17 protein-coding genes are annotated in these 13,834 nt (G+C 76.6%); 7 read left to right on the plus strand and 10 right to left on the minus strand.

All coding sequences use genetic code 11. The annotated features are described in order from the left end of the window. Together ACFUEL_RS21155 and ACFUEL_RS21160 are read left to right on the plus strand one after the other, a co-directional pair. Window positions 1-788 (plus strand): PP2C family protein-serine/threonine phosphatase (locus ACFUEL_RS21155; protein ID WP_380237981.1); only part of this gene is annotated, 788 nt, incomplete at its 5' end. Window positions 789-897: 109 nt separating this feature from the next. Further along, the gene (locus ACFUEL_RS21160) at window positions 898-1,254 is read left to right on the plus strand and encodes an anti-sigma factor antagonist (RefSeq protein ID WP_380237982.1); all 357 of its coding nucleotides are present in this window, start codon (window positions 898-900) and stop codon (window positions 1,252-1,254) included. 23 nt (window positions 1,255-1,277) lie between these two features. Here the strand turns inward: ACFUEL_RS21160 and ACFUEL_RS21165 are convergent, their stop codons facing one another. Genes ACFUEL_RS21165 through ACFUEL_RS21175 form a run of 3 tightly spaced genes read right to left on the minus strand, consistent with a single transcriptional unit; the run spans window position 1,278 to window position 4,860 of the window. After that, complete coding sequence (locus ACFUEL_RS21165) at window positions 1,278-2,069, minus strand: phosphatase PAP2 family protein (RefSeq protein WP_380237983.1); 792 nt, start codon at window positions 2,067-2,069, stop codon at window positions 1,278-1,280. After that, a complete protein-coding gene (locus ACFUEL_RS21170) occupies window positions 2,066-3,070 on the minus strand; it encodes a YihY/virulence factor BrkB family protein (protein WP_380237984.1) in 1,005 nt (334 codons plus the stop codon). The genes ACFUEL_RS21165 and ACFUEL_RS21170 overlap by 4 nt, the downstream gene beginning before the upstream one ends. Next, complete coding sequence (locus tag ACFUEL_RS21175) at window positions 3,070-4,860, minus strand: diacylglycerol kinase family protein (protein WP_380237985.1); 1,791 nt, start codon at window positions 4,858-4,860, stop codon at window positions 3,070-3,072. Before ACFUEL_RS21175 ends, ACFUEL_RS21170 begins: the two co-directional genes overlap by 1 nt. 149 nt (window positions 4,861-5,009) lie before the next feature. On the opposite strand from ACFUEL_RS21175, the gene ACFUEL_RS21180 reads away from it, so the two are divergent. The 3 genes from ACFUEL_RS21180 (at window position 5,010) to ACFUEL_RS21190 (ending at window position 7,497) form a co-directional block, all read left to right on the plus strand. Continuing rightward, the gene (locus tag ACFUEL_RS21180) at window positions 5,010-6,275 is read left to right on the plus strand and encodes a phosphatidylserine/phosphatidylglycerophosphate/cardiolipin synthase family protein (protein ID WP_380237986.1); all 1,266 of its coding nucleotides are present in this window, start codon (window positions 5,010-5,012) and stop codon (window positions 6,273-6,275) included. 105 nt (window positions 6,276-6,380) lie between these two features. Next, the gene (locus tag ACFUEL_RS21185; RefSeq protein WP_380237988.1) at window positions 6,381-6,650 is read left to right on the plus strand and encodes a hypothetical protein; all 270 of its coding nucleotides are present in this window, start codon (window positions 6,381-6,383) and stop codon (window positions 6,648-6,650) included. 43 nt (window positions 6,651-6,693) lie between these two features. After that, window positions 6,694-7,497, plus strand: a complete 804-nt coding sequence (locus ACFUEL_RS21190; protein WP_380237989.1) for a DUF1206 domain-containing protein — start codon at window positions 6,694-6,696, stop codon at window positions 7,495-7,497. A gap of 68 nt (window positions 7,498-7,565) precedes the next feature. Here ACFUEL_RS21190 and ACFUEL_RS21195 read toward each other — a convergent pair whose 3' ends face one another. Both ACFUEL_RS21195 and ligD read right to left on the minus strand, forming a co-directional pair. Then, window positions 7,566-8,495 (minus strand): DNA polymerase domain-containing protein, encoded by a 930-nt coding sequence (locus ACFUEL_RS21195; protein ID WP_380237990.1) that lies wholly within the window; start codon window positions 8,493-8,495, stop codon window positions 7,566-7,568. Between the two features lie 22 nt (window positions 8,496-8,517). After that, window positions 8,518-9,486, minus strand: coding sequence for a non-homologous end-joining DNA ligase (gene ligD / locus ACFUEL_RS21200; protein ID WP_380237991.1), 969 nt, complete (start codon window positions 9,484-9,486; stop codon window positions 8,518-8,520). Between the two features lie 253 nt (window positions 9,487-9,739). Between ligD and ACFUEL_RS21205 the strand changes: the two genes are divergently transcribed. Together ACFUEL_RS21205 and ACFUEL_RS21210 are read left to right on the plus strand one after the other, a co-directional pair. Next, on the plus strand, window positions 9,740-10,369 hold the full coding sequence (locus tag ACFUEL_RS21205; protein ID WP_380237992.1) for an endonuclease: 630 nt from the start codon (window positions 9,740-9,742) through the stop codon (window positions 10,367-10,369). 154 nt (window positions 10,370-10,523) lie between these two features. Then, window positions 10,524-11,642: a Ku protein gene (locus ACFUEL_RS21210; protein ID WP_380237994.1), complete on the plus strand. Its 1,119-nt coding sequence runs from the start codon at window positions 10,524-10,526 to the stop codon at window positions 11,640-11,642. Between the two features lie 30 nt (window positions 11,643-11,672). On the opposite strand, the gene ACFUEL_RS21215 is transcribed toward ACFUEL_RS21210, so the two are convergent. The 5 genes from ACFUEL_RS21215 to gvpO all read right to left on the minus strand — a co-directional run. Beyond that, entirely contained in the window at window positions 11,673-11,987 is a 315-nt protein-coding gene (locus ACFUEL_RS21215) for a gas vesicle protein K (protein ID WP_380237996.1), read from the minus strand. After that, complete coding sequence (locus ACFUEL_RS21220; RefSeq protein ID WP_380237997.1) at window positions 11,984-12,229, minus strand: gas vesicle protein; 246 nt, start codon at window positions 12,227-12,229, stop codon at window positions 11,984-11,986. Before ACFUEL_RS21220 ends, ACFUEL_RS21215 begins: the two co-directional genes overlap by 4 nt. Continuing rightward, on the minus strand, window positions 12,226-13,020 hold the full coding sequence (locus tag ACFUEL_RS21225; RefSeq protein ID WP_380237999.1) for a GvpL/GvpF family gas vesicle protein: 795 nt from the start codon (window positions 13,018-13,020) through the stop codon (window positions 12,226-12,228). The genes ACFUEL_RS21220 and ACFUEL_RS21225 overlap by 4 nt, the downstream gene beginning before the upstream one ends. Then, the gene (locus tag ACFUEL_RS21230) at window positions 13,017-13,454 is read right to left on the minus strand and encodes a gas vesicle protein (RefSeq protein WP_380238003.1); all 438 of its coding nucleotides are present in this window, start codon (window positions 13,452-13,454) and stop codon (window positions 13,017-13,019) included. The genes ACFUEL_RS21225 and ACFUEL_RS21230 overlap by 4 nt, the downstream gene beginning before the upstream one ends. Window positions 13,455-13,486: 32 nt before the next feature. Further along, window positions 13,487-13,834 (minus strand): gas vesicle protein GvpO (gene gvpO / locus ACFUEL_RS21235; protein ID WP_380238001.1); only part of this gene is annotated, 348 nt, incomplete at its 5' end.

Below are 13,834 nucleotides of genomic sequence, written 5' to 3' on the forward strand. Positions count from 1 at the left end.
GGGACGCGGTGGCCGCCCCCGACGAGCGCGGCCTGCTCCCCCAGCTCACCCAGGCCGGCGCGCTCGCCCTGGAGGCCCAGCGCAGCCAGGCCGAGGAGCACGCCCTGGCGCTCACCCTGCAGCGCAGCTTCCTGCCCAGCCGGCTGCCCGCCGTCCCCGGCGTCGAGCTGGCCGTCCGGTACGAGCCGGCGTCCGCCCGCAGCGAGATCGGCGGCGACTTCTACGAGGCCATCGACACCCCCGCCGGGCTGCTGCTGGCCATCGGCGACGTGGCCGGGCACTCGCTGGAGGCCGCGATGGCGATGGGCGAACTGCGCCACGCGCTGCGCGCCTACGCCATCGAGGGCCACGACCCGCAGACCCTGCTGCACCGGCTGGACGCCCTGCTGACCCGGCTGCGCCCCGGCCTGACCGCGACGGTGTGCCTGGTGCTGATCGCCCCGGACCGGCGCAGCGTCAAGGTCGCCAACGCCGGCCACCTGCCGCCGCTGCTGCGGCTGCCGGACGGCTCCGCCCGCTACCTGAACGAGCACGGCATCCTGCTCGGCCTGAACGTGCCGCAGCCGCCGCCGGTCGACCACCCGGTGCCGCCCGGCAGCACCCTGCTGCTGGTCACCGACGGCCTGATCGAGGTGCCCGGCGAGCACCTGCAGACCGGCCTGGACGCGCTGCGGGACGCCTTCGCGGGCGCCCCGCCGGGGCTGGACCCGGCGGCCGACCTGCTGCTGTCCTCGTTCGGCCGGGCGCAGACCGACGACGTCGCGCTGCTGCTCGCCCGGCTCGACTGACCCCGCCCGGACCCCCGCCCGGACCCCACCCGAACTCCCGTCCGCCCGAACCCTCACCCACCCGAACCCTCGCCCGCAGGCCCACCCGCCCCGCACCGTACGGAGCCCCGTGCCCGACTACGCCCTGACCATCGAGGTCCGCACCCATCCCGTGGGGGCGACCGTCGTCGTGCTCGCGGGCGAACTCGACTACCACACCGCGCCGCGCCTGCACCGCGCCGTGGAGCGCACCGCGGAGGCGCTGCCGCTGGTGCTGGACCTCGCGCTGCTGAGCTTCTGCGACTCGCTGGGCGTGGCCGAGCTGCTCTTCGCCTTCCGCCGCACCCAGGGCGCCGGCACCGCGCTGGCCCTGGTCGGCCCCACCCCCGACGTCGGCCGGCTGCTCGCGATGACCGGCGTGGACCGGCTGCTGCCCTGCCACGACACCGTGGACGCGGCGGTCGGCGCGCTGCACGGGGGCGGCTGAGCCCGCTCATCCCTCGGGCCGCCTCACCCCTCGGGCCGCGGCGGGCCGTCCGGGGCGAGCTCGGGCTCCAGGCCCTCGGCGAGCGGCGGCGGGACGGGACGGCCGGTCTCCCGCCGCCAGCCCTCGAACGCCCAGCCAGTGGCGGCGACCAGGGCCAGGCCGAGCAGCCACCCGCCCAGCACGTCGCTGGCCCAGTGCACGCCGAGCGCGACCCGGGTGAACCCCACGCCCAGCACGCTCAGCGCGGCCACCGTCCGGGCCGCCCACCGCCACGGCGGGCGCAGCACCGGGGAGAAGACCAGCAGCAGCACGGTGCAGCAGGTCGCCGCCGTCATCGCGTGCCCGGACGGGAACGAGAAGCCCGGGGCGTGCGCCACCGGATCGGGCAGCGCGGGCCGGGCCCTGGCAACGGCGGCCTTCACCGCCCAGCCGATCAGCCCGGAGGCGGTCACGGTCGCGGCGGCCCACACCGCCAGCCGCCAGGCGCGCCGCCACAGCAGCCAGCCGACGGCCACCGCGACCAGCAGCCGCATCGTCAGCGGGTCCCACACCCCGTTGCTGAGGGTGCGCAGCGCCGAGAGGACGGCGGGGTGTTCGCGCACGGCGGTGTGCAGGCGGTGCGCCGCGCCCGCGTCGAGCCGGTGCAGCGGCGGCCAGTTGGCCTCGATCAGCACCAGCAGCAGCGCGGTCGGCACGGCGGCCACCGCGAACGCGGCGACGGCGGCGAGCAGGCGCTCGCCCAGGTGCAGGTCGGCGCTGCGCAGGCTGACGACGCGCGGGCGGCGGGCGGACGGGCGGACGTTGCGGCGGGTCACCGGGCGGCCTCCCCCGGTTCGGCCTTCCCCGGTCCGGCGGCCAGCGGTTCGGCCTCCCCCGGTTCGGCGGCCAGCGGGTCGGGCAGCACCGGACCGGGCGGGCCGGTGCGGTCGGCCTCCAGCTGGGCGGCGAAGGACAGGCCGAGGAAGAGCGAGATCGCCGTCAGGTACGCCCACACCAGCAGCGAGAACACCACGCTGAGCGGGCCGTAGACGGCGTCGAAGGAACCGCTCAGGCGCAGGTAGAGGGTGAGCAGCCAGGTCGCCGCCAGCCAGAGCACCAGGTGGACGCCCGCGCCGAAGGCCAGCCAGCTGTAGCCGGGCTGGTGCCGGCGGGGCGCTCGGCGGAAGATCAGGGCGGCCGAGGTCACGGTGAGCAGCACGCCGACCGGCCAGCGCAGCAGCGTCCAGGCGGCGGCGGTGGCCGGGCCCAGTCCGAACACCTCCTCGGCGGCCGCGGCGACCTGCGGCCCGGCCACCAGCACCAGGAAGCCGGCGGCCAGCGGCAGGCCCGCGCCCGCCGCCATCAGCAGGCTGCGGCCGTACTTGCGGTCGAAGGGGCGGTCCCGTTCGATCCCGTAGATCCGGTTGGCGCCGCGTTCGATCTGGGACATCGCGGTGACCAGGTTGACGAGCGCGAACAGCGCGCCGAACCAGAGCGCGAGGGTGCCGCCGGTGCGGTGGCGGCTGCGGTCGAGGACGTCGCGCACCAGGTCGGCGCTGGAGGCCGGGACCATCCGCTCGATGCTGCCCGCGACCAGCTGTCCGAGCGGGCCGCCGTGCAGCGAGGAGGCCAGGCCGACCACGGCGATCGTGAACGGGACGAGGGCCAGTACCGCCTGGAAGGCCAGGGCGCGGGCGTGGCTGAACCCGTCGGCGTAGCGGAACCGGACGAAGGCGTCCCGCGCCAGCGGCCACCAGGCACCCCGCCGCAGGGTGTGCACGGCCTCGTCGGCGGAGAGGTGCTCACGGCCGGCCCCGACCCGGCTGGCGGTCCCCATCAGGCCACCTCCCGCCGGGGCTGGACGGACCCGCCGGGCGGGGCCGACGGGCCGGCAGCCCCCTCCGACACCGCGGACCCGGCGGACGCGGCGGACCCGGCGGACACGGCGGCCGCGCCGTGTGGAGCGGCGGGCACGCCGGAGCCGGCCGGACGGGAGGAACCCCCCGACGCCACCGGCCCGGCAGGCCCGGCAGACCCGGTGGGCGGGTCCTGCGGGGCGGCGGGGACGCGGACCAGTAGGGCGTCCGGGCGGGCGGTCAGGATCAGCGTCCGGCCGTCGCCGACCGGGTCGCCGTCGCACTCGCGCGGGTGGGCACGGTCGGCGGCCAGTTCGATCCGGCGGCCCCGGAAGTGTTCCAGCGGGGCGGCCGGGCCCTGGCGGTGGGTGCCGGTGAGCAGCGACAGCAGGGCCCGGCCCCAGCCGCCCGGCCCGTGCGGCTGGACCAGGACGAGGTCGAGCAGTCCGTCGTCGGGCGCCGCCTCCGGCAGCAGCCGGACGCCGCCCTGGAGGGTGCCGACGTTGCCGACCACCGCCGTCCGGACCTGGCGGCGCACCGGTGCGGCGCCGTCCACGGTGACGGTCAGCGCGAACCGCCGGTCGCCGAGGTGCCGGGCGATGCCGACCGCGTACGCGGGCCAGCCGAGGCGGCGTTTGAGGGCGGGGCCGGTGTCGGCCATCACGGCGGCGTCCAGGCCCATCCCGGCCATCGTCGCGGCGGCCCGGGCGGGCAGGCCGTCGCCCTCGGCCCGCATCAGGTCGATCCGGCGGGTGCGGCCGGCCAGGGCGGCGGCCAGCGCGGCCTCGGGGGCGGTGGGCAGGCCGAGGTTGCGGGCCAGCAGGTTGCCGGTGCCGCACGGGACGACGGCCAGGGTGGCGCCCGTTCCGGCCAGTGCCTCGGCGCAGGCGGTGACGGTGCCGTCGCCGCCGCAGGCGGCCACCAGCCGGGCGCCGTCGGTGAGGGCGCGGCGGGCGGCGGCCCGGCCGCAGTCCTCGGCCTCGCCCGGCAGGCGGTGCACCGGCCCGTACCCGTGGGCGGCCAGGACGGCGGACAGCCGTTCCAGCCGGGCGGTGTCGACCGCCAGCGGGTTGTAGACCAGGGCGGCGGCCGGCCGCGGCGGGGTGGCGGGGGCGGCCGGGGCGGGGCGCTCCCGGACGGGCAGCGCGTGCGTGACCACCCACAGCGCGGCCGCGCCGTTGAGCAGGCCGAACAGCACGTCGGTGGGGTGGTGCATGCCCCGGTAGAGCCGGCTGGCGGCGACCAGCAGCGGCACCAGCCAGGCCAGCGCGCACAGCGGCACCCGCCACCGGCCGCGCACCCCGCGCAGCGCGAGCAGGCCCAGGCCGCCGTACAGGGCGGTGGCCGCCCCGACGTGCCCGGACGGAAAGCTGGAGGTGGGCAGCGCGCCGTCCAGCCGGACGACCTCGGGGCGGGCCCGGTCCACCAGGTGGGCGGCGGTCACGAACAGCACCGCCTGGAGGGTGACCGCGCCCGCGAGCCACCCGGCCGCCCGCGGGCGGTGCCGGAGCAGCAGCAGGGCGGCGGCGACGGCCGTCACCGCGACGATCGCCGGGGTGAAGGCGATCCCGGAGAGCCATCCGCTCGCGGTGGTCAGGGCGGGGGTGCGGTGCGCGGCCAGTCGGCCGACCAGCCCGTTCTCGCCCGGGTCCCACCAGCCGGCCGGCGGGTGGGTGATCAGCAGTCCGGCGGCGACCAGCGCCGTCCCCTGCGCGAGCGCCGCCAGTACGAGTGCGGCGTACGGCGGCACGCGCCCCTCAGTCCTCGTCATGGCCCCCGTGTCCCCCGCCGGGCGGTTTTCATCCCTCCGTGGCTCCGGCGGCAGGCGTCGATCGCGGCGCAGCGGGTAACCGAGGGCCCGCCACTGCCCCTACCGCTGCCGCCCCTACCGCTGCCGCCGCCGCCCCGATGGAGGACCCGATGACCACCGAGACCGCTCCCGACCCCGCCCCGGCCGTCCCGGCCCCGTCGGCCGCCCCGACCGCCCAGGCCCCGTCGGCTGCCCCGGCCACTGCCCCGGCCGTGCCATCGGAGAGCGCCCGGCTGCTGCGCCGCCGACTGGAAGGGCTGCTGGGCATCGCCGCGACCGAGGGCAACCTGCTGACGCCGCTGCGCAACGGGGACGAGATCTTCCCCGCCATGCTGGAGGCCGTCGACGGGGCGCGGCGGACGGTCGACCTGATGACGTTCGTCTACTGGCGCGGGGACATCGCCCGGACCTTCGCCCGGTCGCTGGCCCGCAAGGCCGCGCAGGGCGTGCGGGTGCGGCTGCTGCTGGACGGGTTCGGCAGCCGGCTGATCGAGCCGGAGCTGATCGACCTGATGGAGGGGGCCGGTGTGCGGATCTCCTGGTTCCGCCGGCCGGTGCGGCTGTCGCCGTTCAAGCAGAACCACCGCTGCCACCGCAAGGTCCTGGTGGTGGACGGCCGGGTCGCGTTCACCGGCGGCGTGGGGATCGCCGAGGAGTGGTGCGGCGACGCCCGGCACCCGGGCGAGTGGCGCGACACCCACGTGCGGGTGGTCGGGCCGGCCGTCGACGGGATCGCGGCGGCCTTCGCGCAGAACTGGGCCGAGTGCGCCCCGGGCACGCTGTACGACGCGGCGGACCGGTTCGAGGAGCACGAGCAGCCGGGCGGCGCGGTGGTGCAGGTGGTGCGGGGCTCGGCGGCCGTCGGCTGGCAGGACCTGCAGACCCTGATGCGGGTGGTGATCTCCTCCGCCGAGCGGCGGCTGCGCCTGGCGACGGCGTACTTCGCGCCCGACGACTACTTCGTCGACCTGCTGTGCGCGGTGGCCCGCCGGGGCGTGGCCGTCGAGCTGCTGGTGCCGGGGGAGCACACCGACAAGCGGGTGTGCCAGCTGGCGGGCGAGCGCCACTTCGGGCGGCTGTCCGCCGCCGGGGCCACGGTCTGGCGGTACGGGCCGACGATGATGCACGCCAAGGTGCTGACCGTCGACGGGACGGCCGCGGTGGTCGGTTCGGCGAACTTCAACCGCCGCTCGCTCGACCACGACGAGGAGGTGGTGCTCGCCGTGGTGGACGAGGGGTTCACCGCCGTCCTGGACCGGCACTTCGACCAGGACCTGGCCCGCAGCGAGGCCGTCGCCCCGGAGCGCTGGCACCGCCGCGGGGTGACCCGCCGCGCCCTGGAGGCGGCCACCGCCCCGATCCGGCACTTCCTGTGAAGAGCACCCGGGCTGTGAAGAGCACCCGGGGCCCGTCCGGCACTCCGGTGAACTCCCTTCTGCCGCAACGGGTTTGGGGTTGCGGCGACGGGCAAGGCGGCAGCCATGAGACGGACGACTTCGGTGATATCGGTACTGGCCCACGTACTCGCCGGGATCCTGGTGGTCTGGATCCTGCTCGACCTCTTCGACGCCAACCAGGACAACGGCCTCGTGCACTGGTTCCACACCGCCGCCGACTGGCTCTCCGGCTGGTCGCGCGGCCTGTTCACGGTGTCCAACCACACGGGGCAGGTGCTCCTCGACTACGGCATCCCGGCCGTGGTCTACGTCGTGATCGGCAACCTCGTCACCCGCGGCCGGGCCCTGGACTGAGCACGCCGACCGGAACCGCGGGAACGAACGGAGGAGGACGTCGATGGACGCGGACATGCAGGAGGACGCCCGGCTGGACCGGGTGACGACGGTCGCGGGCCGGGCGGGCTTCGTGGCCCGGGGCGTGGTGTACGCCCTGGTCGGGGTGCTGGCCCTGCGGATCGCCTTCGGGGCGGGCGGCGAGGACGCCGACCGGCAGGGGGCGCTGCACCAGGTCGCGCAGCAGCCGTTCGGCGAGGTGCTGCTGTGGGTGCTGGCGGCGGGTTTCGTCGGGATGGCGCTGTGGCGGGCCTCGACGGCGGTGTTCGGCGAGGCCGGGCGGAAGAAGACCGGCTCGCGGGTGCTGGCGGCGGGCCGGGCGGTGTTCTACGGCTTCGTGGCCTGGGGGACGGCCGCGTACGCGGCGGGCTCGGGCGGCGGTTCGGACAGCGACTCCGCCTCCAAGGACTGGACGGCCACCACGCTGGGCCTGACCGGCGGCCGCTGGCTGGTGGGCGCGGCCGGGCTGGTGCTGGCGGGCGTCGGCGCGGCGATCGCGGTGCGCGCCGTGCAGCGGCGCTTCCTGCGCAAGCTGGACACCGCGTCGATGGGCTCGCGCACCCGGACCGCGGTGACCGGGACGGGCGTCTCCGGCAACGTGGCCCGCGGCGCCGTGTACGCGGCCGCCGGGGTGTTCGTGGTGCTGGCGGCCGTCCGCTTCGACCCCGGGCGGGCCCGCGGCATGGACGACACCCTGCGCTCCTTCGCGGGCAGCGCAGCGGGCCCGTGGCTGCTGGTCGCGGTGGCCGCCGGGCTGGTGCTGTACGGGGTGTTCTCGTTCGCCTCGGCACGCTGGCGCCGATTCTGACCCGGGCTTCCCACGGCCCTCCCCGGCCCTCCTCGCTCCTCCCCGGCCCGCCGCCGCCTCGACCCTCCTCAGCCCTCCTGGGCACGGAGCCGGTCGAGGCGGCGGCGGGCCGGGCCCAGTGAGCGGACCCGGCGGGCGGCGTCGCGCCACGGGTCGGGGGCCTCCAGGCGCTCCGCCATGGTGGCGAGGGTCCAGCGGCGCGGGGTGAGGGCGGGATCGTCGAGTTCGGCCCGGAGCAGCGGGGTGGCGACCGGGGCGCCGGGCAGCGGGCGGACGGCGTAGGGGGTGACGGCGGTCTGGCCGTAGCCGTTGCGCTGGACGTCGAGGTAGAGCCGTCCCCGGCGGGCCGCCTTGCGGGCCTCGGTGGTGAGCAGGTCGGGGTGGCGGCGGGCGAGCAGCGCGGCCGCGTCGTGGGCGAAGGCCCGGACCTCGTCGAAGGCGGCCCGGCGGTCGAGTCGGACCAGGACGTGCAGGCCGCGCGAGCCGGTGGTCATCAGGTCGGCGGGCAGGCCGAGTTCGCCGAGCAGCCGGTGCGTCAGGACGGCGGCCTCCCGGACCGGTTCGAAGTCCTCGCCGGACGGGTCGAGGTCGATCACCAGCAGGTCGGGGTGGTCGGGCCGGTCCGCCCGGGAGAGCCAGCGGTGCGGGGTGACGCACGCCTGGCCGACCAGGTAGAGCAGGGTGGCCAGGTCGTCGCAGACCGGGTAGTCGACGGTGCCGCCGGCCTTGGGCAGTTCGCTGCGGTGGATCCAGTCGGGGAAGTGGCAGGGGGTGTCCTTCTGGACGAGCCGGGGCCCGTCGATGCCGTCGGGGTAGCGCTCCAGCATCAGCGGCCGGCCGCGCAGCTGCGGCAGGATCCGCCGGCCGACCCGGCGGTAGTGCGCGGCGAGGTCGGCCTTGGTGACCGCCCCGGTGCGGCCGTCCGCCGGGAACAGCTCCTTGTCGGCGCGTTTCAGCTGGACGATCCGGCCGCTGGCCCGGATCTCGACGGTGGTCATGGCGTGCCCCGTTCGACGGTGGTCATGGCGTGCCCCGTTCCCGGACCACCTCGGTGGGCCGTCTGTCGTCGCGCAGGCCCAGGTAGCGCGGGTGGCGCAGCCGCCCGTCCCTGGTCCACTCGGTGAAGCCGACCTGGGCGACCAGTTCGGGGCGCACCCAGTGCGCGCCGCGTTCCCGGACCGGGTCGGCGAACGGCGGGCGGTCCTGTTCCAGCCGGTCGAGCCGGGCCCGCAGGTCGTGCAGGGTACCGGTGTCGTAGCCGGTGCCGACCTTGCCCGCGTAGCGCAGCAGGCCGTCCTGGTAGTGGCCGACCAGCAGGGCGCCGAAGCCGACCCGGCTGCCGGCCGGTTCGGTGAAGCCGCCGATCACCAGTTCCTGGCCGGCCGCGCACTTGAGCTTGAGCCAGTCGGCGGAGCGCCCGCGCAGGTAGCGGCCGTCGGCCCGCTTGGCGATCAGCCCCTCCCAGCCGCGGGCGCAGGCCGCGGCGAGCAGTTCGCCGCCCTCGCGCCCGGCCCGGTGGGTGGTGTAGTGCAGCGGGGCGCGGAAGTCGAGCGCGTCGCGCAGCAGCGACTTGCGCTCGCGCAGCGGCAGGGCGGTGGTGTCCCGGCCGTCCAGCCGCAGCAGGTCGAACAGGTAGTAGCGGACGGTGACGGGGCTGGCCCGGACGTCCTCGGGCCGGGTGAGCTGCATCCGCTGCTGGAGCAGCGCGAAGTCGCTGCGCCCGCCCCGGACGGCGGTGATCTCGCCGTCGACGGTGAAGTCCCGGAGCTCCCGGGCGGCGAGGGCGGCGACCACCTCCGGGTAGGTCGCTCCCAGGTCGCGGCCGGTGCGGGAGAGCAGCCGGACCAGGCCGCCGTCCCGGACGGCGAGGGCCCGCACGCCGTCCAGCTTCCGTTCGAACAGCATGTCGACGGGGAAGGTGCGGCGGTCGCTCAGCACGGCGAGCATCGGCTGCCCGGCCCCGGCGACGGCGTGCTCCGGCCGGGTCATCCGCCGGCCTCCTCGCCCCGGGGTCCCGCGCCGTGGGGCCCCGCGCCGTGGGGCTCGCGGGTCCGCCGGAAGCGCCGCTTCGGGCGGTGCTCCGCCAGGGTGTCCGCTGCGGGCATCGTCGCTCCTCCTCCCGGCCGGCCCCGGCGTCTACCCGGCCGGGGCGGTCCGACACGTCCGGCCGCGTCCGGCGTGCGCCCGCGGATTCCGGGCAGCCGCGGCAGTGCGGGGCGTCACGGAGGCGAGGTGTCGAACGATGACGGTCGAGGGGATCGTGTCCGACCTGCTGGACGAGCACGGCCGGACGTACGCCCGGGAGGCCGGGATCACGCTGCGCGACGAGCCCTCGCCGCTGTACCGGCTGCTGGTGCTGACGGTGCTGAGCTCGATCCGGATCAGCGCCGGCACGGCCACCGCGGCCGCCCGGGAGCTCTCCCGGGCGGGGCTGCGCACGCCGCGGGCGATGGCCGGCTCCGCCTGGCAGGACCGGGTGGACGCGCTGGGCCGGGCCCACTACGCGCGGTACGACGAGAGCACCGCCACCGCGCTCGGCGACGGGGCCCGACTGGTGCTGGAGCGCTGGCGCGGCGACCTGCGCCGGATGGCGGCGGCGGCGGACGGCGACCCCGGGGCGCTGCGCGGCCTGCTGCGGGAGGTGCCGAGGATCGGCCCGGTCGGCGCGGACATCTTCTGCCGGGAGGCCCAGGCGGTGTGGCCGTGGCTGCGCCCGTCCTTCGACGCCCGGGTGTGCCGGACGGCGCGGGACCTCGGCCTGCCCGGCACGCCCGAGGGCCTGGCCCGCCTGGTGCCGCCGGACGAGTACGCCGTCCTGGGCGCCGCCCTGGTCCGGGCCGGCCGGTCGAAGAAGCGCCCGGCGCGGCCGTGAGCGGGTGCGGCGCGGCCGTGAGCGGGTGCGGGCCGGGGCGCGCGGTCGGACCCTGGTGTGGGCGCGGGCCGGACCGGGCAGCCGCGCGGCAGGACACGGACGGTCGCGGGCCGCGGCAACAGCGGTGCGCGTCCGGTGGAGGAAGGTGGGCACGATGGCCAAGCCGGTGTGGAAGGGGACGCTGTCCTTCGGGCTGGTGAGCCTGCCCGTGGCGCTGTACCCGGCGACCGAGTCGCACGCGGTGCGTTTCCACCAGTTGCAGCGCGGCACCACCGACCGGGTGCGGCAGCGGCGGGTGAACGAGCGCACCGGCGAGGAGGTGCCGTTCGAGGACGTGGTCAAGGGCTACGAGCTCGGCGAGGGGCAGTACGTCGTCGTGGAGCCCGCCGAACTGGAGGAACTGGCCCCCGGGCGGTCCCGGACGATCGAGATCGGCGGTTTCGCCGACCTGTCGGAGATCGACCCGGTCTTCTTCGACAAGACCTACTACCTGGGGCCGGGCGATCCGGCGACCGCCAAGGTCTACCAGCTCCTGGTCGAGGCGCTCGCGCACTCCGGCCGGGCCGGGATCGCCGTGTTCTCGATGCGCGGCCGGGAGTACCTGACCGCGGTCGACTCCACCGACGGTCTGCTCGAACTGCGCACCATGCACTGGTCCGACGAACTGCGCGACCCGCGGCAGGAGGTGCCCGGCCTGCCCTCCCGGCGCAGGGACTTCAACCGGACCGAACTCGCCACCGCCGAGCAGCTGATCGACATGCTCACCGTCGGCTGGGACCCGGACGAGTACCACGACACCTACGAGGAACGGGTCCGGGCGCTGGTCGAGGCGAAGGCCGAGGGCCGGGAGATCGCCCTGTCCGCCGGGGAGGAACCCGAGGCCACCGACCTCACCGAACTGATGGACGTCCTGCGCCGCAGTCTGGACCAGGCCCGGACGGAGAACGGCGGCCGCACGAAGGACGGCGGCCGGGCGAAGGGCGGCGGCCGGACGAAACCGGCGGCGAAGGCGGAGCGCCCGGTGCGGTCGGTGCGGTCTGTGAAGTCCGCCAAGTCCGCCAAGTCCGCGAAGGCGGTGAAGTCCGCGAAGTCGGTGAGGGCGGCGGAGCCCGCGGAGGCCGTGGAGGACCTCGCCTCGCTCAGCAAGACCGAGCTGTACCGGCGGGCCGCCGCGCTCGGCATCCCGCACCGGTCCACCATGACCCGCGACCAGCTCCAGTACGCGCTGAAGGCCGCCGCCCGCCCGCGCCGGAACCTCAAGCGGGCGTCCTGAACCGGTCTGAACCGGAGGGCCCGCCCGGCGTCACTCGTTGGAGAGCAGCGGGCCGAGCGGGCCGAGGTCGAGGTTGAGGTCCTCCGGGGTGAGGCCGAAGTGCTCGCGGAGTTCCGCCATCCGATCCTCCAGCGCCATCAGGGTCAGGCCCAGCCGTTCGACCTGTTCCTCGTCCAGGTCGCCCTGGTCGATCCGGCGCAGTGCCTGGCGCTCCATCAGCTGCCGGAGCAGTTCGACCACCGTGAGAACGAGGGAGGCGAGGTCCCGCCCGACCGTCTCGGGGTCGAGCTCGACCCGGCGGGCCGGCTCCCCGCTCACGGGGCGGCGGCCCGGGTCCCCGCTCACGGGGCGACTCCCCCGTCGTCTCCCCCGGCGCTCCCCTCCGGGTCGAGCAGCGAGTCCGGGTCGAGCAGCGAACTGACCGAGGCGATCAGCGCCCGCAGGCTGATCCGGACCAGGTCGATGTCGGCGATCGAGAGGGTGATCTCGCCCGCGATCACCACGCCGCCGGCCAGCACCCGGTCGAGCAGGTCGACCAGCGCGACGTTGCGCTGCCGCAGGCCGGGGGCGAGGTCGTCGGTGGTCACGGCGCGCCGTCCCCGGTGGCCGGCAGGGCGGCGAAGGAGTACGGCGGCCAGGGCCCGGTGAGTTCCAGCCGCAGTGCGGGGGCCTGCCGCTGCTGGAGGTCCTCGACCGTGCGGGCGAACTCCGCCTCCCGAGAACGGTGTACCAGGTAGGCGCCGTTGAGCAGCATCGGGTCGCGGACGCCGGTCGCCTCGGTGGGCTGCGGCGGGTGCTCGGTGCTGCGGTCGGCGAGGCCGGAGAGCGCCAGGTGGACCTGGCGGGCCCGTTCGGCGGCGTCCGCCAGGGCGTGTTCGGTCCGGTCGCGGGCGGCCCGGCGGCGCAGCAGGTAGGCGGTGCCCGGCCGGTCCTCGGGCGGGCGGTCGGTGCCGTCCCCGCTGTCCCGGCCGGGGCGGGCCCGGTCCGGGTATGCCTTGACGCCCCACTCGGTGCGGTCGGCGATGTCGGCCAGGGCGGTGCGGATCTCCTCGGCGTGCTCGGCCAGCAGGGCGCGGACCCGGTCGTCCGCGCGGTACACCGTGCCGAAGCGGACCGGGAGGGCCCGGCCGCCGGTGGCGGCGGCGGAGACGACCCGGTGGTGGGCGCGCACCGCGCGTTCGAGCCACCGCGGGTCGCCGAGGTGGCGCTGCAGGGCGTCGGAGTCGAAGTCGGTGTCGGGCACCGTTCCGACCACCGCGCGCAGGCCGGCGGCGTCGACCGTCCTCGGCCGCTCGTCGGCCACCCCGTCCGGGGCGCCCCACGGCGGGGCCGGGGCGGGGCCGGCCGGGGCGACGGCGTACAGCCAGGTGTAGGTCACGGCGCCTCCCGCCGCCGGGTGCGGGCGGCCTTGCGGGCCGGGCGCTCCGGGCGGTCCTCGTCCGCGGGCCCGTCCGCAGGCTCGTCTGTCGGCTCGGACCCGGATTCCCGGACGTCCTTCGAGCGGGCGTCCTCCGAACGTGCGGCCTCCAGTTCGCCGAGGCGTTCGCGCAGGCGGCGGTTCTCGGCGGCGAGGTCCCTGCGGTGGTCGCCGGAGGAGAGGGTGGGGTCGTGCTCCCACCAGTCGATGCCCATCTCGCGGGCCCGGTCGACCGAGGCGATCAGCAGCCGGATCCTGATCGTCAGCAGTTCGATGTCCAGCAGGTTGATCCGGATGTCCCCGGCGATCACGATGCCCTTGTCCAGGACGCGTTCGAGCAGGTCGGCCAGGTTGGCGGGCTGCGGCGCGGCGGAGGTCCCGGGGGAGGCGGGCACCGCGCCGGTACCGCGCCACGGGGCGGGGGTGCTCACGTTTCTCCCTCCTCGTCGGGGGTGCGGCCGCGGTGGTAGCGGTTCTCCCGGCGATAGGCGAGCAGTTCACCGTCGCGGTCGAGGTCGACCCGGTAGACGGCCAGGATGTCGGTGGAGTCGGGGATCCGCCGGCTCTCCACCACCTCGACGCCGATCCGCCAGCCCTCCTCGGTCCGCTCCAGTGAGGTGACGCCCTCCGGGCTGCGCCCGGTCATCGCCCGCACCTGGGCGGCGGCCCGGCCGGCGGCCTCGGCGGCGCCGATCCCGGCCCGTCCGGCCCGGGAGCGCCGCTCGGCCCGCTCCTCGCCGTCCCGATCACCGTCCCGGTCGTCCCGGTCGTCCCG

It is taken from the genome of Kitasatospora sp. NPDC057198 (genome assembly GCF_042670125.1).
In the GTDB taxonomy this organism is placed as follows: Bacteria; Actinomycetota; Actinomycetes; order Streptomycetales; family Streptomycetaceae; genus Kitasatospora.